Origin of the sequence: Halosimplex salinum, from assembly GCF_003730195.1 — an archaeon.
Lineage (GTDB): Archaea > Halobacteriota > Halobacteria > Halobacteriales > Haloarculaceae > Halosimplex > Halosimplex salinum.
In genome coordinates this window covers 122,077-143,028 of record NZ_QWGG01000006.1, presented here as the reverse complement: position 1 = coordinate 143,028, position 20,952 = coordinate 122,077, and the positions used below count along the sequence as shown (strand labels likewise).

The 20,952-nt window shown below is 69.8% G+C and carries 18 protein-coding genes; 12 read left to right on the top strand and 6 right to left on the bottom strand.

Annotated features, from left to right (window positions below; all coding sequences use genetic code 11):
• Positions 1-12: 12 nt before the first annotated feature.
• A complete protein-coding gene (locus D1409_RS16060; protein ID WP_206425092.1) occupies positions 13-678 on the bottom strand; it encodes a hypothetical protein in 666 nt (221 codons plus the stop codon).
• A gap of 183 nt (positions 679-861) precedes the next feature.
• Between D1409_RS16060 and D1409_RS16055 the strand changes: the two genes are divergently transcribed.
• From D1409_RS16055 to D1409_RS16045, 3 genes are all read left to right on the top strand, one after another.
• On the top strand, positions 862-1,878 hold the full coding sequence (locus D1409_RS16055) for a hypothetical protein (protein WP_123538004.1): 1,017 nt from the start codon (positions 862-864) through the stop codon (positions 1,876-1,878).
• Between the two features lie 109 nt (positions 1,879-1,987).
• Entirely contained in the window at positions 1,988-2,896 is a 909-nt protein-coding gene (locus tag D1409_RS16050; RefSeq protein WP_123538003.1) for an AEC family transporter, read from the top strand.
• 48 nt (positions 2,897-2,944) lie between these two features.
• A complete protein-coding gene (locus D1409_RS16045; protein ID WP_123538002.1) occupies positions 2,945-3,328 on the top strand; it encodes a cupin domain-containing protein in 384 nt (127 codons plus the stop codon).
• Between the two features lie 88 nt (positions 3,329-3,416).
• Here the strand turns inward: D1409_RS16045 and D1409_RS16040 are convergent, their stop codons facing one another.
• The gene (locus tag D1409_RS16040) at positions 3,417-5,258 is read right to left on the bottom strand and encodes a S9 family peptidase (RefSeq protein WP_123538001.1); all 1,842 of its coding nucleotides are present in this window, start codon (positions 5,256-5,258) and stop codon (positions 3,417-3,419) included.
• Positions 5,259-5,380: 122 nt separating this feature from the next.
• Between D1409_RS16040 and D1409_RS16035 the strand changes: the two genes are divergently transcribed.
• The 7 genes from D1409_RS16035 (at position 5,381) to yciH (ending at position 12,466) form a co-directional block, all read left to right on the top strand.
• Positions 5,381-6,031, top strand: coding sequence for a bifunctional 4-hydroxy-2-oxoglutarate aldolase/2-dehydro-3-deoxy-phosphogluconate aldolase (locus D1409_RS16035; RefSeq protein ID WP_123538000.1), 651 nt, complete (start codon positions 5,381-5,383; stop codon positions 6,029-6,031).
• A 74-nt stretch (positions 6,032-6,105) separates the two neighbouring features.
• The gene (locus tag D1409_RS16030) at positions 6,106-6,597 is read left to right on the top strand and encodes a DUF7573 domain-containing protein (protein WP_123537999.1); all 492 of its coding nucleotides are present in this window, start codon (positions 6,106-6,108) and stop codon (positions 6,595-6,597) included.
• 99 nt (positions 6,598-6,696) lie between these two features.
• Positions 6,697-7,512, top strand: coding sequence for a DUF7537 family lipoprotein (locus D1409_RS16025; RefSeq protein WP_123537998.1), 816 nt, complete (start codon positions 6,697-6,699; stop codon positions 7,510-7,512).
• Between the two features lie 254 nt (positions 7,513-7,766).
• Entirely contained in the window at positions 7,767-8,735 is a 969-nt protein-coding gene (locus D1409_RS16020) for an AAA family ATPase (RefSeq protein ID WP_123537997.1), read from the top strand.
• Positions 8,735-9,754, top strand: coding sequence for a DUF58 domain-containing protein (locus tag D1409_RS16015; RefSeq protein WP_123537996.1), 1,020 nt, complete (start codon positions 8,735-8,737; stop codon positions 9,752-9,754). The genes D1409_RS16020 and D1409_RS16015 overlap by 1 nt, the downstream gene beginning before the upstream one ends.
• The gene (locus D1409_RS16010) at positions 9,751-11,997 is read left to right on the top strand and encodes a transglutaminaseTgpA domain-containing protein (protein WP_123537995.1); all 2,247 of its coding nucleotides are present in this window, start codon (positions 9,751-9,753) and stop codon (positions 11,995-11,997) included. The genes D1409_RS16015 and D1409_RS16010 overlap by 4 nt, the downstream gene beginning before the upstream one ends.
• 175 nt (positions 11,998-12,172) lie before the next feature.
• Positions 12,173-12,466, top strand: coding sequence for a stress response translation initiation inhibitor YciH (gene yciH / locus D1409_RS16005; protein WP_123537994.1), 294 nt, complete (start codon positions 12,173-12,175; stop codon positions 12,464-12,466).
• A 94-nt stretch (positions 12,467-12,560) separates the two neighbouring features.
• On the opposite strand, the gene D1409_RS16000 is transcribed toward yciH, so the two are convergent.
• Together D1409_RS16000 and engB are read right to left on the bottom strand one after the other, a co-directional pair.
• Positions 12,561-14,207, bottom strand: a complete 1,647-nt coding sequence (locus tag D1409_RS16000) for a histidine kinase N-terminal 7TM domain-containing protein (RefSeq protein ID WP_123537993.1) — start codon at positions 14,205-14,207, stop codon at positions 12,561-12,563.
• Positions 14,208-14,969: 762 nt separating this feature from the next.
• Entirely contained in the window at positions 14,970-15,587 is a 618-nt protein-coding gene (gene engB / locus D1409_RS15995; RefSeq protein ID WP_123537992.1) for a GTP-binding protein EngB, read from the bottom strand.
• Positions 15,588-15,702: 115 nt separating this feature from the next.
• Here engB and D1409_RS15990 point away from each other — a divergent pair, with 115 nt between their 5' ends.
• The gene (locus D1409_RS15990) at positions 15,703-17,439 is read left to right on the top strand and encodes an LVIVD repeat-containing protein (RefSeq protein WP_123537991.1); all 1,737 of its coding nucleotides are present in this window, start codon (positions 15,703-15,705) and stop codon (positions 17,437-17,439) included.
• 44 nt (positions 17,440-17,483) lie between these two features.
• On the top strand, positions 17,484-19,064 hold the full coding sequence (locus D1409_RS15985) for an LVIVD repeat-containing protein (protein WP_123537990.1): 1,581 nt from the start codon (positions 17,484-17,486) through the stop codon (positions 19,062-19,064).
• Here D1409_RS15985 and D1409_RS15980 read toward each other — a convergent pair.
• Both D1409_RS15980 and D1409_RS15975 read right to left on the bottom strand, forming a co-directional pair.
• Positions 19,061-20,572, bottom strand: coding sequence for a DUF402 domain-containing protein (locus D1409_RS15980; protein WP_123537989.1), 1,512 nt, complete (start codon positions 20,570-20,572; stop codon positions 19,061-19,063). The two genes, D1409_RS15985 and D1409_RS15980, sit on opposite strands and share 4 nt — an antisense overlap.
• Positions 20,569-20,943: a DUF7532 family protein gene (locus D1409_RS15975; RefSeq protein ID WP_123537988.1), complete on the bottom strand. Its 375-nt coding sequence runs from the start codon at positions 20,941-20,943 to the stop codon at positions 20,569-20,571. Before D1409_RS15975 ends, D1409_RS15980 begins: the two co-directional genes overlap by 4 nt.
• Positions 20,944-20,952 lie beyond the last annotated feature (9 nt).

The following is a 20,952-nucleotide window of genomic DNA, read 5'->3' as shown; positions in this document are numbered from 1 at the left end:
GCGCTTACGGGGTCACACTCGGGGTTTGACGTGCCACTCTTTGTCGAGGTTCCAGCGCCCGACGTCGTTGTCGACCTCGAAGTCGGCGGCCTGCCAGTCGAAGTTCCTGCTCCCGTCGTCGGCGACCAGCTCCGTCCCGACGCGGTACCACCCCTCCCTGGTGTCCGACCCCGGCGAGATGGCGGCGAGGTCGACGCTCTTCGCGTCGCCCTCCGACGGGTCGTCCCACTTCTCGTCCCACGAGACCGGACCGGGGCCCGGCGGGTCGTTCTGGTAGCTGTCGTCGCTCCCGAGGTAGGCGACGCCGAGCGTCGCGACGGTCGCGTCGTACATCTTGATATCGTCGTCGTGGTCGTCGCGCCAGTCGTCTCCGTAGCTCCCACCGTGCCAGACGGCCCAGCCGTGGCGGCCCTTCGGCGCCGAGGAGTACCCGCCGGCCCCGCGAGCGCCGGCGCCCTTCGCGGCGCGGGCCCTCCCGACGGGCAGGAGGGCGCCGACCGCTCCGCCCGCGTCGAGGTCGTCCTGTGCTTCGAGGCGCGACTCCACCTCGACGTCCGACTCCAGCTGGATCTGCATCTGCGTTCCGTCGAGCGACACGTCGTCGAACACTTTCGCCTTCCGCGGGGGCGGCGAGTTGTTTCCACCGAGACACCCCGCCAATCCGAGACCAGCTACCATTCCTGCACTCCCCCGTACGAAACTGCGACGCTTCATATCCACTACCCGATAGCGGGGCCGTAAAGTAACTTTATATTACCGTTTCACCGAAGTGACTGGTTCGGCCCGCTTACCGTATCTCGTTGAAATCATTGAAGTACCGACAGGTGGTAGGGGCGTCGTAACGGGGTTCGAACGCAGAGAATGACCGATAGCTGGGACGCGACGACCGAGGAACTGTCCGGCGACGTGCGCCTCGCCGGGTCACATCGACCACCGGTCGGCCTCCGGGGGGCCGAAGACGTCTTCGTCGGATCGGAGAGCGTCGCCGGCACGCTCCGCCTCGCCGACGCGGAGTACGTCTTCACCGACGTGTCGGCCGACGGCGAGACACCGAACGGCGGCGAAACGCAGAACGACGGGGACGAAACCCGGGACGCACCGGCGGACCACCCCGCCGTCGCCACCGAAGTGACGGGCGACCTCGAAGACGGCTACGTCGAGTCCGTCGACGGCGACGTGGTGGTCGCGGAGGTGGGCGACGTGTTCGTCTCGCACGGGGCCGCCGACGCGCTCGACGCCGCCGGCGCCGAGCAGGTGTTCCACGACGACGCCGCCGCGCCGACGGGGTCGCCCGAGTCCTACGACGTCTCGGTCACGGGCTGGAACCACACGCGAGAGGGGCGCGACCCGCGCGACGGCGTCTCAGTCCGCGGTGCGAAAAACGAGATCACAGTCACGGAGGCCAAGCACGACCTGACGGTGTACGTCACGGGCTGGAACAACGAGATCCGTATCGAGGGGCACGGGATGGACGTGACCGTGTTCTTCGTCGGCCGGGACAACCGCGTCAGCGTCGGCCCGTACGTCTCGGTGACGACCGCCGCCGAGAGCGGGTTCGACAACGCCGTCGAGTCCGACCCGCTCCCGCCCGAGGCGGTCATCGAGACCACGAAGGAGGAGGCCCACGACGGCACCGTCTTCGGTCGCCACCGGATCACCTGGCAGGAACCCGCACCGGACAAGGAGTGGTGCCCGAACTGCGGCGAGAGCGCCGACGCCGTCATCGCTCGACGGCAGAAAGACGCCTTCTTCCTGCTGGGCACGCCGGTCCGAACGTACGACGACGGCGGCGTCTCCCACGAGTGCGAGCGGTGTAGCCGGAACGTCGCCGGCGGCGTCGAACTCTCCGAACGGGAGCGCAAGGAAGCGCTGCGGTGAGCGGCGTCGTGCGTCGGCGGTCAGCGCCGACGCTCCCTCCCGCCCGTCCCCACCGGCGAGACGCGCTCCGATCCGAACGCACAAGAGCACCGCTCGGTACGGGCAGGGTATGGAGGTGTTCGTCCGGCTGGGGTATCTGCTCGCGATTCTCGGTATCGGCGTCGGCGCCCGGCAGGTCGGCGTCCTGACCGAGCGGCGGACGGAGTGGCTGAACGGCGTGGCGTTCTACGTCGCGCTCCCGGCGCTCGTCTTCTCCTCGACGTACGACCGTGCGCTGAGTGAACTGGTCTCGCCGGCGCTGGTCGGTGGCGTGCTCCTCGTGTTCGCGACGGTCGTCGGACTCGCGTGGCTGCTCCACCGCCGGCGCGCGTCGCGCGGCCGCCGCAGCGTCGCCCTCGTCCAGTCGTACCACTCGAACCTCGGCTTCCTCGGACTACCGCTCGTCGAAGCGACGCTGGGCGGGGCCGCCAGCGGGACCGCCGCGGTCGTCCTCGGCATCGGCGTGCTCGTCCAGACGCCGCTCACGGTGCTCTCGCTGATCGCCATCAACGACGCCGACGCCGACGCCGCCGAGGAGTTGCGCGGCGTCGTCACCAACCCGGTCCTGATCGCGCTCGTCGTCGGGCTGAGCTTCTCGACGCTCGGACTGGGCGTGCCCGGCGCCGTCGCGACCGGACTCGGCAGCGTCTCCGAACTCGCGCTCCCGGTCGCACTGCTCTGTGTCGGCGCCTCGCTGCAGGTGGTCGACGCGGACCTGGACTACGGGCTGACCGGGTCGGTCGTCGCGATGAAGATCGGGCTGATGCCCGCGGTCGCGTGGGTCGTGTTCACCCTGCTGGCCGTCGACGCGACCGCCGCGGCCGCCGTCGTCGTCATGCTCGGCATGCCCTCGGCCGTCTCGACGTACGTCTACGCGACCGAACTCGGCGGCGACGCCCAGCTGGCCTCGCTCAACGTCTTCGCCACCACGCTGGCCTCGCTCGGGACGGTGGCCGTGATCCTGCACGTGATGGGCTGAGGTGCGTTCCCGACGGCCTTTATCAGCGACCGCGACCCACGGTCGGGCATGGGCTACCACCACGTCGACCCCGACGAGTTGGACGCGACGCCGGACTACCCCTGCGATCGAAGAGGGATCTCCGACGCCGCCGAACTGGCCGCGCTCCACCTCGCTACCTACGAGATGGCGCCCGGCGAGCAACTCCCTCGAGTATACCACTACCACGACCGCCGCGAGGAGGCCTTCTACGTGGTCGAGGGAACGCTGCACGTCGAGACACCTGAAGAGGAGTACGTCGTCGAGGCGGGCGAGGTGTTCGTCGCCGAACCGGAGAGCGCCCATCGGGCGTACAACCCAGAGAGCGCCGAGGAGAACGTCCGCGTCCTCGGGACGGGCGCGCCGAAGTCCGACATCGCTCATCCCTACGAGCCCGGAGAAGCAGCGGAGTGAGCGCGGGCGGTCGGCCGCGGCGTCGTCCGCTGCTCGCGGCTTCGCCGCTCGCTACCGAGGCGCTCGTTCCACTCGCGCCTCGCACCGCTCACTCCGCGGGGAATCGCTCGTCGAGGAAGTCGGCGAGTTCGCGGTAGACGCGGATCTTGTGGTCGATGTCGGTCGAGGCGTGGCCCTCCGCGCCGAGTTCGACGTACTCGAACTGTTCGCCCTCGGTCCAGCCGCGGCGCTCCTCCAGGGCGTCCCGGAAGTCGCGGGCCTGCGAGACGGGACAGCGCGGGTCGTTGACGCCGTGGAGCATCAACAGCGGCGCCTCGATGTCCTCGACGTGGGTGATCGGGCTCCGCTCGCGCCACAGGTCGGCGTTGTCCTCGGGGTCGCCCATCTGCTCGCGCAGGATGGTCTTGAAGTGGGCCATCGACTCCTCGAACAGGCCCGGGAGGTCGGTGATGCCGACCCAGGCGATGCCGGCGTCCCACAGGTCGGGGTACCGGACGAGTTGCCAGTAGGCGGAGTAGCCGCCGAACGACCCGCCGAAGACGGCCAGGTCGTCCTCGTCGACCCACTCCTTGTCGGCGACCCAGCGGGCGCCCGCGGCGACGTCTTCCTGCTCCTGGCCGCCCCAGTCGCCGTGGATGGCGTTCTTGAACGCGCGGCCGCGACCGGTCGACCCGCGGAAGTTCGGCCACAGCACGGAGTACCCGCGGTCGAGGAGGAACTGGGTCTGGGCGTCGAACGACTGCTTCACGTCGGCGGGCGGCCCGCCGTGGACCGCGACCACCACCGGCGACGGGCGCTCGCCGCTGTCGTAGAGGACGGCCCCGATATCGGTCCCGTCGGTCGACTCGTAGGTCACGTACTCGGCGCCGCGGAAGCGGTCGGGGTCGACGTCGCCGTACTCTGCCTCGCGGACGACCGCCGTCTCGTCGGCGGCGGGGTCGTACCGGTAGTAGGTGGTGCGGGTCGTCGCGGTGGCCTGGCCGACGAGGACGCTCCCGTCCGGGAACACCGCGGCGTCGCGGCCGGCGACGGGCCAGGCCACTCCGTCGGTGAACGGCGTCGCGACCTCCGAGCCCTCGCGGTCGTAGACGACGAGTCGCTGAGTCCCCTCGGTCACCCGCTCGGCGAAGACGCGCCCGTCGGGGTGGACGAAGTGGCCGTGCTCCTCGAACTCGCCGTCGCTCAGCCACGTCGGGTCGTCGGTCGCCAGGTCGTAAAGTCCGACCCGCGAGCGGTCGGTCTCGTTGTCCGTGAGCAGGAGCGCGTCGCCCGCGGGCGCCCAGTCGGAGACGCCCGTCTCGTAGCCCTCGGGGCTGACGTCGAGGCGGCGGGCCGCGGCGTCCCCGCCCTCGCTGGTGGGCGGGTCCGGGGCGGCCTCGGCGACCGACGCGACGTAGGTGTCGCGGTTCTCCAGGTCGGCCCGCTCGTTGGTGACGTAGGCGACCCGCTCGCCGGCGGGGTCGTACTGTCCGCCGAAGACGGGGCGGTCGTAGCGGGTCAACTGTCGGTCCTCGCCGACGGCGGGGTCGTGCTCGTAGAGGTTCATCTGCGCGCCGGCGTCGCTGGCGTAGAGGAGGCGACCGTCCGGGGCCACGTCGAAGAGGATGCACTGGCTGTCGTTCTCGACGACCGCCCGGACGCCACCGTCGAGGTCGAACGCGCAGATGTCGTTCTGCTCGTCGCCGCCCTCGTCGCGGTGGAAGTACACAGATTCGCCGTCGGGCGCCCACTCGATGGGGTAGCGCGCCTCGCGGGGCACCTCACCGTCGCTGACCTGCGTCACCTCGCCCGTCCCGGGGTCGACCAGACAGAGTTCGACGCGGCCGCTCCCGTCGTAGAAGCAGGCGATCCGCTCGCCCGCGGGGTCGAGTCGAGGATGGTAGACGTTCGGGAGACTGGCGAGTTCCTCCAGGGGGATCTCGGAAGGCATGGCCAGAGAGGTGACACCAGCGAATCAAAAGCGTGCCTATCGAGTGGCGAGTGATCACGGGACACACGGACGGCCCGACCAGACCGAGTACCCTTTTGCCCCCGCCGGTCGGATGGAGAGACATGACGAAGAAAGGCGACATCCAGCAGCGTATCGTCGACAGCGGCGTGACGGCGGTCCTGCGAGGGATCGACGAGGACGACATCGTGCCGGTGGCCGAGGCCATCCACGAGGGCGGCGTCACGGCGCTGGAAGTGACGGCCGACGCCAAGCGTTGCAGCGAGATGATCGCCGACGTGGACCGGGCGATGGAGGGCACCGACGCGGTCGTCGGCGCGGGCACCGTGATGGACGCCGCCGCGGCGCGCAACGTCATCGAGGCCGGCGCGCAGTTCGTCCTCGCCCCGAACCTGAACGAGGACGTGATCGACGTGTGCAACCGCGAGGGCGTCGTCTGCATCCCCGGCGTGATGACGCCGACCGAGGCGGCCGAGGCGATGGAGGCGGGCGCGGACATCCTGAAGATGTTCCCCGCGTCGACGGTCGGACCGGGCCACATCGGCGCGCTCCAGGGACCGCTGGGCGACATCCCGATCATGCCGACCGGCGGCGTCTCGGCGGACAACGTCGCCGAGTACTTCGACGCCGGAGCGGTGGCAGTCGGGGCCGGCTCGGCGCTCGTGGACTACGACGCCATCGAGCGCGAGGACTGGGACGGCGTCCGCGAGTCGGCCGCCGCGTTCGTCGAGGCCATCGAGAACGCGCGGTCGTAAGGCGGCGAGGTCGATACGGCTACGCGGTCGACGGGTCCGTCAGCGCTAAGAGGAGCGCGCGACCAGACCAGTGCATGGGAGACCGGTCGCTCGACGACTTTCTGGAGGACGACGACGACGAGCCTGACGACTCCGACGAATCTGACGACTCCGACGACGTGGGGACGAACGACGGCGCCGTGGAGACAGACGACGGCGCCGTGGAGACAGACGACGGCGCCGAGGAGACGGACGACGGCGCCGAGACGACCGAGAATAGTGAGGAAGCGGCGGCCGAGTCCGCGTCGAGTGGCGAAACCGATCCGAGTGACGATACCGCTCTGAGCGACGACGATGCGACCGGTGACGACGATGCGACTGGCGACGACGATGTTACCGGTAACGGCGATACGCCCGCGGAGTCCGACGGTGAGGACGTCCGCGTCGATCCCAGCGAGGTCGAACCGGCGAGTTCGACGTACGCCTGGAGCGGCGACGGCGGCCTCTGCGCGGACTGTGCGGAGACGGTCGACCGGCGGTGGCGACAGGACGGCGACCTCGTCTGTACGGACTGCAAGGAGTGGTAGACGTCCGGTCGTCTGAACGGCCGTCTGTCGGACCGGAACGACTGTGCGGGAGAACCGCCGTAACGGAATCGTTAATTGTGCAGTGAGTAACAGTATCCCATGCGTGCGTCCCTCCTCTCAGCGACCGCCGTCGTCGCCCTCCTCGTCCTCGCGGGCTGTACTGGACCTCTAGGCACGGACGGGAACGAACCGACACCTGACGCGTCCCCCGCCGATTTCCCGAACGCGTCGGCCATCGACCAGTCGGTGTTCGACACCCACGCGACTGCGATGGCCGACACGAGTTTCGCGCTCGTGATCGAGAAAAACCGGACGGACCGCAGTCCGACGTCGGAGGAGAAGTTCAGACACATGAACGACACGACCCGGTATCTCGTCGAACCGGGCGCCTCACAGTACCTCTCACACTCCGAGGGGTACTTTTCGGGGAACGTGACCCACTATTCGAACGGGAGCGCGACGTACCGGATGTGGCAGGAGGGTGACGAGCTGACGGTCAAGCCGGACACCCACTATCTGATTTTCGACGAGTCGAGCGAGTACTATCTCTGGCGTGGCTGGTTCGACAACGGCAGCGGAGCCTCCTACGACCACGGTGCGATCGACGCCACCTACGAGCGCGAGGGCGTCGAGACGTTCCAGGGCGTTCCGGTGATGCGGTACGAGGCCACCGGCGCCGACGCGCTGTCCGGCCCGTGGGCGGGGAGCGAGAACGCGAGTTGGTCCTACGAGAACTTCTCCGCGACGCTCCTGCTCGACGAAGACGGCGTCATCCGCTACTACCGGTACACGTTCGTGAGATCTCCAGAACACGTTTCTCATGTGCGGTTCTCCCGGACGTACACCCTGTCCGACGTGGGGAGCACCGACGTCGAGAAACCGGACTGGGCGACGAACGTGACGGCGGGGTCGTAACGGCTCACCCCGATACCGACCGGGTCGCCCGGTCGATCTATCGGCTGTACCGAGCGTTCGCGCGAACGCAGTGAGCGCGATCTACCCAGTCCGGTCGAAGCGAGGCTTCGGCCCCCTCGTGAGCGAAGCAAACGTTACCTGTCTTCGGCCATAAGCCACGGTACCGAACGCCACGTGGGAGTCGTCCCCACGCATCCACGAGTCGCCGCGGCAGTCGCGGGTCCCTGACGCGGCGTGTCGGAGCCGTGCCATACATGACAGACACAGACACCCCAGTCTCCGGTCGCCAGGAGAGTACGGTCGAGGACGTAGACGACGCCCAGACGGTGGTCACGCGCGTCGTCGACAACGTCGAACAGGTGATCGTCGGCCACCACAACGAGATCGAACACATCCTCACGGCCCTGCTCGGGAAGGGGCACATCCTGCTCGAGGACGTCCCCGGCGTGGGGAAGACGATGCTCGCCCGCGCCATCGCCCAGTCGTTCGAGGGGTCGTTCAAGCGCGTCCAGTTCACGCCCGACCTCCTCCCGTCGGACGTGACCGGCGTCAACATCTTCAACCAGAAGACCGAGGAGTTCGAGTTCCGCCCCGGTCCCGTCTTCGCCAACGTCGTCCTCGGCGACGAGATCAACCGCGCGCCGCCCAAGACACAGTCCGCCCTCCTCGAAGCCATGGAGGAACAGCAGGTCACCGTCGACGGCGAGTCGCGCACCCTCCCCCAGCCGTTCACCGTGATAGCGACGCAGAACACCGTCGAGCGGGACCGGACGTACGAACTCCCGATGGCCGAACTCGACCGATTCATGAAGAAGCTCCACCTGGGCTACCCGGAGACCGACGAGGAGACGGAGATGCTGGACCGGATCGTCGGCGAGCATCCCATCGAGGAACTCGAGTCAGTCGCGACGCTCGAAGACCTGCAGAGCGCCCGCGAGACCACCGCGAACGTCACCGTCGAGCGGAGCGTCCGCGAGTACGTCACCCGGCTCTCGCAGTTCACCCGGCGACACGCCGAACTCGGCGTGAGCCCACGGGGCGGGCTCGCGGTGTTACAGGCCGCACAGGGTCGTGCCGTCCTCGAGGGGCGGGAGTACGTCATCCCCGACGACGTGCAGACCGAGGCGGAGGTCGTCTTCCCGCACCGCATCAGGACGAGCACCGACGAGACGACGCCGCGGGCCGTCGTCGAGAACGCGCTCGAATCCGTCCGCGTCGAGTGATGCAACTGACACGCCGCGGCTACGCCGTCGTCGGGATCGTCCTCGTCGCCGAGGTCTTCGCGATCACTTACGGGGCTCGCGCGCTCAACGCCGTCGCCGCGCCCGCCCTCGTCGCCCTCCTCGCCTCGGTCGTCCAGCTGTGGCGAAGCGAACCGCCGGCCGCCGAACGCGACACGGTCCCCGCGGGGTTCCCCGGCGACACCCGCGAGGTGACCGTCGAGGTCAGCGGGAGCGGCGTCGCGCTGATCGAGGAGACCGTCCCCGACGGCCTCGCCGCCGAGGGAGCGACCGTCGAGGCGACGCTCCCGACCACCGTCTCGTACTCGCTCACCTGCGTCGAGCGCGGGCGACACAAACTCGGGCCGCTCGACGTGCGCGTCCGCGACATCCTCGGACTGGTCGAGACGACCTACAGCGCGGGGTCGACCACCCGCGTCGTCGTCTATCCGCCGGTGTATCAGGTCGCCGGTCGGGACGTCATCGTCCGGCACGTGCTCGACCGCTCCGAGGTCGAGCGCCAGGAGTTCGACTCCCTGCGCGAGTACGTGCCGGGCGACCCGCTACGTGACGTCCACTGGAAGTCCACCGCCAAGGCGCAGGACGAGATCTTCGTCACCGAGTTCGCCGACAACCGCGTCGAGGACGACGACCTCGTCGTCGCGGCGACCGCCGACGCGGGCGCCGTCGACGAGATGGCCGCCGCCGCGGCCAGCGTCGTCGTGATGGCGCTGGACGCCGGCCTCTCGGTCGAACTGCGGATCCCGGAACAGACGGTCCCGCTCGGACGCGGCGAGGAACACCGCCGACGACTGCTCGGCGCGCTCGCCGTGACGAACACCGACTTCACGTCACCGTTCAAATCGTACGCGCTCCCCGACGGGGCAGTCGAGGACGCCGACGTGGTGATCCGCGGGAGCTCGGACGGCGTCACCGTCACCTTCGGCACCGACGACCGCACGTTCGAGGAGATAACGGTGAGCCGCGAGAACCCGCTCACGAACCGGGGGGTGGAGTCGTGAGCACCGGCACGCGCTCGCGCGACCTCGGCGTCGACCTCGCCGACTTCGACCCGGTCAGGACCGTGGCACTCGGCGGGATCGCGCTGCTCGTCTCGGCGTACGGCTCCGTCTTCTACCACTTCATCGACGTGACGGGCCAGCCGCTGGCGTTCCTCGTCGTCGGAGCCATCACGCTGGGAGCGGCGACGTCGCTGTCGAGTTCCCTCCGCCTCCGCTGGGCGACGGTCGTCGCGGTCGGACTGCTCGGCGCGGGGCTGACGCTGTACGTCTTCAGCCTGCCGCGCCAGCCGCCGATCCTCCCGCTGATGACCGACGCTATCGCGCTGATGACCGGCCGGTCGCTCCTGCAGGTGACGAACGTCGACCTGTGGGTGCTCGGCGTCGCGCCGGGACCGCTCTTCCTGACGTGGTATCTGGCGTTGCGTCGCCGGTACGTCGCCGGCGTGGTGGCCGGCGGGGGGACGCTCGGGTTCCTCGTGTTGACCGGCGACGCCTCGAACGTCACGACGCTGCTGGGGGTGGTCGGCGGGATCGTCGCCGTCGCGGTCGGCGACATGGACCGGCGCGGCGACTCGCTGCAGGCCGCCGAGCCGCTCGCGGTGTTGCTCGCGGCGCTCATCCTCCTCTCGGCGGTCGCGCCGGTCGTTCCGGGCGGGCCCTCGCGGACGGCGGACTCGTGGTCGAGTTTCCAGACCGGCGGTCCGGGCGTCGGTGGCGGGACCGTCGAGGCGAATCTCGTCGAGGCCGACAACCAGGTCGGCATCGCGGGCAACCTCTCGCTGTCGCCCGAGGTCCGCTTCCGGGTCGAGAGCGACGCCGAGTCCTACTGGCAGATCGGGACGTTCGACCGCTACACCGGCGACGGCTGGATCCGCACCGGGAGCGACCACTCCTACAACGGACGGCTCGACGCGCCGCCCGGTCAGAGCCGGAGCGTCGAGCAGACCTACACCGCGGTCGACGACATGAGCGTCCTGCCGGCGGCGTGGAAGCCGGTCTCGGTCGGTGACGACGTCGCCGACCGGGCGCTGGTCACCGACCTCGACGGCCTCGACATCGACGGGACGCTGTCGTCGGGCGAGACCGCGAGCGTGACGAGTCGCGTCCCCGTCGCGAGCGGCGAGCAGTTGCGTTCCGCGGGAACCGACTACCCCTCGTCGGTCGCCGAGCGCTACACGCGGCTGCCGTCGAGCACGCCCGACCGCGTCGGCGACCGGACCGAACGGATCACCGCCCGGGCGGACACCCCCTACGACACCGCGCGCGTCGTCGAACGGTGGTTAGAGAACAACAAGGAGTACTCGCTGGACGTCCAGCGGCCGCGCGGGAACGTCGCCGACGAGTTCCTCTTCGAGATGGACGCCGGCTACTGCACGTACTTCGCGTCGACGATGGTCGTCATGCTGCGCACGCAGGACATCCCGGCGCGGATGGCCGTCGGCTACACGCCGGGCGAGCGCGTCGGGGAGGACGAGTGGGTCGTCCGCGGGTACGACGCCCACGCGTGGGTCGAGGTGTACTTCCCCGAGGTGGGCTGGGTCCGCTTCGACCCGACGCCCGCCGGGCCCCGTCAGGCCGCCGAACAGCAGGAGCTCACGAGCGCGCGGGAGAACAACCGCACCGACGTGGACACGAACGACACCGGTACCAGCGAGTGGACGCCCACGCCGACGGCGACACCGGCGCCGCTGACGCCGCGCGCCGAGCAACCCGCCCAGGAGGCCCCGGGTCAGGTCACCGTCCCCGAACGGATCACCCGTCCCGGGTCCGGGCCCGAGGAAAACGTGACCATCTCGAGTCCGTCGGTGACGGCCGCGCCGACGAACGGATCGGGCGGCGGCGGTGACGACGCGTCGGGACCGTTCGGCGGCCGTCCGCCGACGCGCGAGGAGACGACGCTCGGCGCCATCGTCTTGCTCGGGCTGGTCGTCGGCCTCCGGCGGACGGGCGTCACCGGCCGGGCCTACCGCGCGGTGTGGCTCCGGTACCAGCCGCGGAAGGACCCGGAGACCGACGCCGAACGGGCGTTCGAGCGCCTGGAGTACCTCCTCGCCGAGCGCCACCGACCTCGGCGGCCGGAGGAGACGCCGCGGCAGTACCTGGCGGCCATCGGCGCCGACGAGCGCGCGACGCAGGTCGCGTACGTCCGGGAACGCGCCCGCTACGCGGGACAGGTCACCCGCGAGGAGGCCGACGAGGCGGTCTCGCTGGTCGACGAGATCGTCGGCTGGCGGGGCGCCTGAGCGGCGCTCTCGGTTCCCGGTGTGACGGTGCCTGTGGGAGGTCCCGACAGTGTTTAATAGGTCGATTTCGTATGGCGAGGCGTAATGTCGGAAGTCTGCTCGCTGCCCAAGGCGAGTACGCCGCAAGACCTCAGTCATAGCCCAGCAACCACCGTGACCGACCGAACGGGAAACTATGTCTGAGGTGTGCTCTACGTGCGGGTTACCCCAGGAGCTCTGCGTCTGCGAGGACGTGGCCAAGGACTCCCAGGAGATCAGCGTCCGCATCGACGAGCGACGATACGGGAAAGAGGTAACGATAATCGAGGGATTCGACCCGAAGGACGTGGACATGAGCAGCCTGTCCTCCGACCTGAAATCGAAGTTCGCGTGTGGTGGGACGGTCGAAGACGACTCGATCGAACTGCAGGGGAATCACATCGGTCGCGTCGAGGATTTCCTCCGGGACAAGGGATTCAACGTCGCCTGACTCCCCGGCCGTGACCTCGTGACCCCGCACGAGGAGCCGCTTTTGGCCCGGTCCGCCGGGCGACGCGTCTTCCGTCGACAGCGCTAGCCGTCCGCTAGGCGCTGGCGCGCTCGATGCCGACGCCGGAGACGACGATCCGGACGCCCTCGTCGTAGTCTGTGTCGATGGTCGCCGACCACCCCTGGGTCCGGGCGAGCATCCGCAGGTTCGGGAGCGTCATCCCGGCCGTCGAGTCGGGGACCGCGCCCCCGTAATCGAAGTACGCCTCGCTCCGCCTGTCGCCGGGCGCGTCCCCGTCGTCGGTGATCGCGAAGCCGTCCTCGCGGAGCGTCACGGCCACCGACGAGGCGTCGTTGTGCGCGGCGAACTCGAAGGCGTTCCTGAACAGGTCGTGCACACGGGGCTCGTTGCCGTCGACGGTGGCCGGTTCGACCGACAGCGACAGGTGGTCCGCGCCGGCCGCGCCGAGGGCCTCCCGGGCGGTCGCGGTGAGGTCGACCGACTGGGTCTGTTCGTGCGTCTGCCCGTAGCGGGCGAGGTCGGCCAGGTCGTCGACGACCGACGCCATCTGCGTGGTGTGACGCGAGGCCGTGCCCAGCGAGTCGCGGGCGCCCGACACGTTCCCGTCGTCGAGCGCCTCGCCGGCGATGGTCACGCGCCCGTCGACGATCTGGAGCGTGTTGAGGAGTTCGTGCCGGATCGCCGCCGCGAACCCCTCTAGCTGGTCGTTGTGGCGTTCGAGTTCGCGCCGCTGGCGCTCCGTCTCGGTCACGTCGGTGAACATCACGAGCCGTCCGATGTCGGTCTGGCCGAGCGTGAACGCGGTGTCGCTGACGAGGTAGTACCGTCGTTCTCCGTCGTCGACTCGTTCGAGTATCGACCGCTCGGTGTCGAGTCGGTCGGCGGCCTCGGGGAGCACCGCGTCGAAGGCGTCGCCGACTGACCCGACGAGCGACGGGAACAGCCCGCCGGCCCGCCCGTTGAACTCGCGGATCCGCCCGTCGGTGTCCAGATAGACGACGGCCTCGTCGACGCCGCTGGTGAGCTGGACGGCGAGAAACCGGTCGTCGTACAGGTAGAGGACGGCGACCGCGAACACCGCGACGCCCAGCGGCTCGTAGTTGATGTCGAGCAGGCCGGGGGTCGCGAACCCGACGATGTCGAGGACGACCGGGAGTCCCGTGACGGCGACGACGACGGCGAGCGGGCGCGTGTCGTAGTCGGCCTCGAGGAACAGTTCGTAGAGCATGAAGAAGCCGACCGCCGCGAGCGCGTAGGAGAGGCCCGTGACGACCCAGTGGACGACGCCGTGCCGGATCGTCAGCTGGACGAACGGCGTCGCGACGAGTTCGGTCGTGAAGTACAGCCCGTGGATCGGGTTGGTGAGTTTGACGGCGACGATGACGGCGTAGACGGCGACCGCGCCCCGGCGGTAGGCCGAGTTCAGGTGGAACGTCCGGCCGGTGTAGGCCGAACAGAAGTAGAGCCACGCGCCGACGGTGGTCAGCCCGACGACGAGACTGGCGAGATACGCGGCGTAGGCCATTCCAGTGGTCGGAGCGACCAGGAACCCGAGCTGGAACAGCGCCCAGCCGCTGCTTCCGGCGAGGAGTCCGACCAGCCCTCGACGGGTAGCCGCGTCTTCGACTTTGGTCGCACGCACGAGCGCGACGCCGCAGCCGACGACCGCCAGCCCGTACGCGAGCGCGTAGGCGAAGAACGGCCAGGAGAGAGAGAACATCGGTGTCTGTCCGGTAGTTCGGAGCAGGCGACTTGAGCCTACGCCCCCGGTTTTCGGCCGTGATAACCGACGGAACGAGAGGCGAATGGGGACGGGCCGAGAGGGGCGCTTGCCGACGGTACCTGGCCCGAGGAGGACACGGGTCGACGGGGCGAGTCGGCCGCTTCGGCGTGGTCGAGGAGTCTGTCCTGTTCGCTCCGTACGAGGTCCTCGTCGTCATTCTGACCGAGGAAGCGAATATTCCGTCCGTCGACTGTTCTGGCTACGCGGTGTGCGTGCGAGTTGAGTGGTTGTTTCTGTGTAGTGAGTCGTGAATAGAAGTCGGATTGGAGTGACTGCGGAAGACGAAGAGAGTTGAAAGCCCTCGCCCCGCTCGCGGTCGCTGAGCGGGATATCCTCGCTCCGCTCGGATAGTGCCCGCTCAGCGACTCCGCTCCCTCCGGTCGCCGCGACCGAGCCTCGCCCTTTCAGTCCGCCAGGACCGCTCCGCCACACACAGCACCGCAAAACAGCCTCACGCCTCCCCAGCCGATTGCGCTACTCGCTTCGCTGCGTTGCTCATCCCTCGCACGGTGCTGTCGCGAGATAGAACTCGCGACAGCGCGCGCCATCGCAATTGTTCACTCTGTGGGCTGTACTGAGCATCCGGCGCCGAAGGCGCCGGTTCTTCCGCGAGCGCCGGAGGCGCTCGCGGCCTTTTTCGCCCACGTTTTTGGCGGAGGGGTGGGCGCGGTTTGCCCACCCCTCCGCGAAAAAGGTGGTTTAGAAGAACTGAAACAGGTCGTCGCGGCCCTGTTCGTGGAGGTGGTGGCGGACGGCTTCGTTCATGGGTTCGATGGAGCCGCGTTTGGCGGTGATGGGGGCGATGGTGTCCTGCCACTGCTTCCAGGGGCCGGGGAGGCCGAGGCGGTCGCAGATCTCGGTGAGGCGCTGGTCGCGGTCGTCGACCTTGTCCATCTTGTTGACGGCGACGACGACGGGGACGTCCAGATCGCGGAGGAACTGGAACATCTCGACGTCGTAGGGGATCTCGTCGGGGCCGGAGTGGCGGTCGATGATGTCGACGGCGGCCTTGCCGTCGAGGACGAGGACGGCGACGAGGATGTTGTCGGCGTAGGTCTCCAGATAGCGGACGATCTCGGTCTTGGTCTGGTCGAGAACGTCCTCGGGGACGCCTTCCATGTAGCCGAAGCCGGGGAGGTCGGTGATGACGAAGTCCTCGCTGGCCCAGTCGTAGTGGTTGGGGTCGCGTGTGACGCCCGGTCGCTGGCCGGTGTCGAACGTGTGGCCGGTGAGCTCGCGCATCAGCGTCGACTTGCCGACGTTGGACCGGCCGACCAGCGCGACCTCCGCGTCCCGGTTCGGGCGTGACTCGAACATGGGCGCGTCTACAGCGGGGGCGTGGAAAAGGGACGCGTTCTCGGGTGTGCACGCGACGCGCCCGTGCAGAACTAATCAGCAAAACTAAACGACGGCCGCCCGGAGATACGGGCGCATGCGCCGCCGTGAATACCTCCGTTCCGCAGTCGGCGCTGCCGGTCTGACAGGGATCGCGGGAAGCGCCCTGACAGCGGCCGGCAGCGACGACGACACCGACGCATCGCCCTCCGCCGAGACGACCACTCCGACGCCGACCGCCGAACCCGCGACCACCGCGCCGAGCGGGACGACGGCCGGCGCCGAGACCGACGGCGACGACGGGTTCGCCCCGCTCGCGCAGATGGACGTGACCAACGACCAGGCGGGGTTCCAGACGACGGAAGCCGTGATGGAGCCGTCGGGCCGGTACGCCTTCGCCTCGCGGCTCGACGGCTTCTACGTCGTCGACTGCGACGACCCGGAGAACCCCGAGGTCGTCGGGAGCTACTCGGAGATCGAGAGCCCGGACGGTCGGACGATGGAGTCGTTCAACGACCTGAAGTACAACCGTGGTCGCCTGATGCTCGCGACCGATCGGGGAAGCGACTTCAGCGGGATCGCCCTCTTCGACGTGCGGGACCCGCTCAGTCCGAAGGCACTCAAGACGTACCAGACGGGGTACAGCATCCACAACGCCGACCTCCACGGAGAGTACGCCTACCTCTCGGAGGGGACGGAGGTCGAGATCGTCCACGTGGCGCCCGACCAGCCGGAGTCGGTCGCGACCTGGTCCGTGGTCGACTACGACGACGCCTACGAGGACGTCTCCTCGCAGCTCCGCAACCTCCACGACCTGTACGTCCAGGACGGTCGGGCGTACCTGGCCTACTGGGACTCGGGCTCGTGGATCCTCGACGTATCGGACCCCGCGAACCCCTCGTATCTCGGTCACGTGGCGGACTACTCCGCCGAGGAGCTGGCGGATCTCGACCAGCGAAAGGCCATCGAGTACGCCCTCGAACCGGAGGGGAACGACCACTACGTCCAGCCGAACGACGACGGGAGCCTGCTGGCGGTCGGCGGCGAGAGCTGGGACCTCGAAGTCGACAGCCTCGAGACCGACGAGCCGGAGGAGGAGGACCTGGGCGGTCCGAGCGGGATCGTCCTCTGGGACGTCTCCGACCCGTCGAACCCCGAGGAGCTGTCGGAGATCGAAGCGCCGGAGCCGCCCGAGGGGGAGACCAGCCGCCGCCAGGGCGGCTACTACACCACCTCGCACAACTTCGAGATCGCCGGCGACTACCTCTACTCGTCGTGGTACCGCGGCGGGGTGAAGGTCCACGACATCTCCGACCCGGAGAGCCCCGAACAGCTCGCACACTGGGAGGACGGCTACCAGGCGAGTTTCTGGACCGCCCAGGTGGGCGTCCCCGGCGAGTTCTTCGTCGGGACGAGCTACCTCCACCCGACCGAACAGGACGGGCCGGGCGGGTTCTACACCTTCCCGGACCCGAGCGACAGCGACGCGACGGTGACGCCGTCCGGCGAACCGGTCGACCTCTCGACGCCGGAGTCGACCGCGACACCGACCGAGACCGCGACGGAGACGCCAACACCGAGCGCCACCGAGTCGCCGACGGCGACGACCGAGGCCACGCAGACTGCGACGGCCACCCCGGAGTCGACAGAGATGGCGACGGACACTGCGACCAGCAGCGGGGCCGACACCGGCAGCGGGGCCGAGACAGACAGCGGGACCGACACCGACGCCAGCGGCGGGAGCGGTCCCGGCCTGGGCGTCCTCTCCGGCCTCGCCGGCCTCGGGCTCGGCGCCTGGCGCCTGACCGGATCCGCGGACGAGAACGAGGAGTAGTTCCCACCGGGAAACTGATACCCGACGACCGCTAGACGGGGGACGTGCACAGACGACAGTTCCTCCGGGCGGTCGCCGGGTCGAGCGGGCTGGCGGCCGTCGCCGCCCACTCCGCCCGCGACGCCGGGGGCCACTCGACAGCGTCCGGCGGGACGAACACCTCGACCGCCACCTCCTCCGGGACCCCCACGCCCACCCCGACCGAGGCCGTCGCGACGCCGACCTCGGAGTACGAACCGCTCGGGAGCGTCGCCATCGACGGCGTGCGAGAAGCGGTCGTGACGCCCGACGGGGAGACGGCTTTCGTCGCGACGGTCGACGGGTTCGCGACGGTCGATATCACCGACCCCGCGGACCCCGCGGTCCTCGCGGAGGAGCGCGACATCTCGCCGCCCGGGACCAGCGAAGTCGTGGAGGGTGTGCAGGACGTGAAGCACGACGACGGACGCCTCCTCGTCGCAGGGCCTGCCAACCGCGGCTCCGACGGGTTCCACGGGATTCTGCTCTACGACGTGTCCGACCCCGCCGAGCCCGAGCTCCTGCGCGCCCACGCGACCGCCTACCCGATCCACAACTGCGACCTGTCGGGCGGCTACGCCTATCTCACCGGGAACAATCGCGACGACAACCCGCTGGTGGTCGTCGACGTCGGCGGCGAGAACCCCGAGGAAGTCGCTCGCTGGTCGCTGTTCGACCACGATGGCGTGTGGGAGTCGGTCCCGGTAGGCCTCAGAAGCCTCCACGACGTGTTCGTCCAGAACGAGCGGGCCTACCTCGCCCACTGGGACGCCGGGACGTGGATCCTTGACGTGTCCGAGCCCGCAGATCCGCAGTACGTCGCGGACGTCCGCGGCCGGTCACCGGAGGAACTCGCCGACCTGAGCGGGCTCGCGGTCTCGCGAGAGCGCCTGGAACCGCCGGGGAACGACCACTACGCCGCGACCGACCCGGACGGGTCGCTCCTGGCCGTCGGGAAGGAGACCTGGAACTCCAACTTCGGGAAGGACGGGACGACACCGGGGCCGGACGACCCCGGCGGCCCGAGCGGGATCGACCTGTACGACCTGTCGGACCCGAGCGCGCCCGCGCACCTGGCGACCATCGACCCGCCACCGACGGCCGACACCAACGTCAACGGCGTGTGGACGACCGCGCACAACTTCGAGATCGCCGCCGACCACCTCTACTCCTCGTGGTACCGCGGCGGCGTGATGGTCCACGACCTCTCGGACCCCGCGAATCCCGAGCGGGTGCGCTACTTCCGACGCTCCTTAGACACGAGCTTCTGGACGGCCCAGCTCGCGGCGCCGGGCGAGGCGGTCGTCGCCAGCAGCTACGAGGACCCCTCGGATCCGGACGCGCCGGGGCGACTCTACACCTTCCCGGACGTGCCGAGAGCGACGCCGACGGCGACGGAATCTCCGACGGACGGGTCGTCGAACGCGCCGACGCCGACGGGAACGAGCGACGGAACACCGACGGGCGCCGGCGGAGACGAAACGGGGGGCACGACGAGCGGCGACGGTCCCGGCTTCGGCCCGGTGGCGGCGCTGGCGGCCCTCGGGCTGGGGGCGTGGCGGTCGCTCGGCGGTCGCGAACGCGGAAACAGCGAAGACCGGCGCTAGAGCGCGTTCTCGACGGCGCCGGCGACGCTCCGGGCTTTCTCGGCCAGTTCATCGGGCACGTGGCCGGCGTCGACGGCGGCGTCGAGTTCGTCGTCGTCGACTCGCTCGACCCGGCCGTCCGCGTGCTTGACCACGTCGACGTGCAGGTCCACGTAGCGGACCGCCGAGGGGAACACCTCGACCGGCGTGCAGACGTTGACGTACGTGCCGCGCTTCTCGCCGTCGTCACCGCGGTAGACCGTCGGGTACCACCACTTCCCCTCGGTGAGTTTCGTCACGGCCACGTCGCCGGCCTGCTGGTCGACGCCGAGCGCGTCGTAGGTGCCCCGGCCGGACATCTCCCGCTCGACGACGACGGTTCCGTCCGGATCGCGACGGGTCACCTCGCCCCTGCCCAGCGAGAACATCCGGCCGTCGGGCTTGCCGTGGTCGATGCGGACGCTGTCGCCCTCCATCGGACCGAACTGGCGGGTGACGGCGTCGAAGGGGAAGTCCGTCTCGCCGCCGCCCGCGTCGGGACAGACGGCCTCGACGAAGTCGACCGCGGCGCTGGCGCTCTCCGTGGCGGCCTTCACGCGGTGGTGGCCGCCCATCGTCGCCGTGACCGCTCGCCGGCGCTCGTCGAGCCCGAACCGCGACTCGCGGCCGAACCAGAGCCACGCCGTCGTCTCGCCCGCCCAGTAGCAGTGGGGCGCGGCGTCGTCGGGTGCGGGCGCATCGGCGAACGCGTCGTCGAGTGCGAGCGCCCGGTCGCGGACGCGCTCCAGCGCGTCCCCGAGCGCGTCGAGGTCGGCGTCGTCGGCCGCCCGGTCCCAGGCGATGCCCCAGCCCTCGGGCGGGTCGGTCGGGAGTATATCGGCCAGTTCGGGTCCGTTCCCGCCGGGCGAGGAGCCGCGGACGAGCGTCGCGAGCCCGCTCTGGACCCGGACGGTCGTGTCGAGGACCGGCCGGCCCGACCCCCACGGCGCCGCCGTCTCCTCGACCTGCACTCGCAGGCGGTCGCCCGTCTCGACGTGGGCCGCCGTCTTCGAGTACGGGAGGAAGCCCTCGCGAGCGCCGCCGGCGACGGGCGGGAGTTCGGCCGCGGCCTCGTTCCGACCAGCAGCCTCCTCGACCGCACCGTCGCCGAGTTCGACGACCGCGCCGCTGCCGAGCGTCTCGGTCACCTCACCGGCGTACACCGCGCCGCGCGGCGTCGGGTCGCGCCAGGCCATCGCGTCGCGGCCGACCGCGCGCGCTTCGGTGACGGCGGTCGCGACCGCCGACGCGTCGCCGGTGATCGAGACCCCCTGTCGGTCGTCCGTCGTCGCGACGGTCGCGCCGGCCGGCGCCACCGCGAACTCGTCGTCGAACCGGTCGCGGATCGGCGGCGACGCCTGGACGACCGACAGCCCCTCGTCCTCGAACAGTCGCGTCAGCGCCGTCGTGTAGATGCCCCGGACGCGGGCGGTCGGGACGGTGGCGTCGTCCGCGTCGGCGCCCGCCTGCGCCTCCCCGTCGTCGCTCATAGATCGGCGCGGTCGGCGGCGAACCGGACGCGGTCGTGGACCGTCGGTCCGAGCGTCAGTTCGACGACGTCGTCGTTCAGCACGCGGCCGCCGGTGACGTAGACCCCCCAGGAGTCGAAGCGGAGGTAGCCGCGGAGGTCGTCGGCGTGGGTGTAGAGGTCGAGGTAGTCGACGGCGTGTTCGGGAAACTCCGAGGCCGAGTGGGCCTGGTCCATGTCCGAGTAGACGGTGTCAAGGTCGGCGAAGAACGCTTCGAGCGCGTCCGCGTCGTCGCGAGTGGCCTCGACGACGGTCTCGGAGACGGCCTGGATCGCCTCGGTAGAGAGGCCGGCCTCGCGCAACGCCGCCTGCGTTCGCTGGTCGAAGTGCATGCTCGCGGG

Excerpts from the sequence above, each read along its gene's own strand:
- D1409_RS16025 (WP_123537998.1), top strand. The coding sequence starts at position 6,697 with ATGCGTGCGTCCCTCCTCTCAGCGACCGCCGTCGTCGCCCTCCTCGTC.
- D1409_RS16060 (WP_206425092.1), bottom strand. The coding sequence starts at position 678 with ATGGTAGCTGGTCTCGGATTGGCGGGGTGTCTCGGTGGAAACAACTCG.
- D1409_RS16055 (WP_123538004.1), top strand. The coding sequence starts at position 862 with ATGACCGATAGCTGGGACGCGACGACCGAGGAACTGTCCGGCGACGTG.
- D1409_RS16000 (WP_123537993.1), bottom strand. The coding sequence starts at position 14,207 with ATGTTCTCTCTCTCCTGGCCGTTCTTCGCCTACGCGCTCGCGTACGGG.
- D1409_RS16045 (WP_123538002.1), top strand. The coding sequence starts at position 2,945 with ATGGGCTACCACCACGTCGACCCCGACGAGTTGGACGCGACGCCGGAC.
- D1409_RS15990 (WP_123537991.1), top strand. The coding sequence starts at position 15,703 with ATGCGCCGCCGTGAATACCTCCGTTCCGCAGTCGGCGCTGCCGGTCTG.
- D1409_RS15975 (WP_123537988.1), bottom strand. The coding sequence starts at position 20,943 with ATGCACTTCGACCAGCGAACGCAGGCGGCGTTGCGCGAGGCCGGCCTC.
- engB (WP_123537992.1), bottom strand. The coding sequence starts at position 15,587 with ATGTTCGAGTCACGCCCGAACCGGGACGCGGAGGTCGCGCTGGTCGGC.
- D1409_RS16050 (WP_123538003.1), top strand. The coding sequence starts at position 1,988 with ATGGAGGTGTTCGTCCGGCTGGGGTATCTGCTCGCGATTCTCGGTATC.
- D1409_RS16030 (WP_123537999.1), top strand. The coding sequence starts at position 6,106 with ATGGGAGACCGGTCGCTCGACGACTTTCTGGAGGACGACGACGACGAG.
- D1409_RS15980 (WP_123537989.1), bottom strand. The coding sequence starts at position 20,572 with ATGAGCGACGACGGGGAGGCGCAGGCGGGCGCCGACGCGGACGACGCC.
- D1409_RS16020 (WP_123537997.1), top strand. The coding sequence starts at position 7,767 with ATGACAGACACAGACACCCCAGTCTCCGGTCGCCAGGAGAGTACGGTC.
- D1409_RS16015 (WP_123537996.1), top strand. The coding sequence starts at position 8,735 with ATGCAACTGACACGCCGCGGCTACGCCGTCGTCGGGATCGTCCTCGTC.
- D1409_RS16035 (WP_123538000.1), top strand. The coding sequence starts at position 5,381 with ATGACGAAGAAAGGCGACATCCAGCAGCGTATCGTCGACAGCGGCGTG.
- D1409_RS16040 (WP_123538001.1), bottom strand. The coding sequence starts at position 5,258 with ATGCCTTCCGAGATCCCCCTGGAGGAACTCGCCAGTCTCCCGAACGTC.
- yciH (WP_123537994.1), top strand. The coding sequence starts at position 12,173 with ATGTCTGAGGTGTGCTCTACGTGCGGGTTACCCCAGGAGCTCTGCGTC.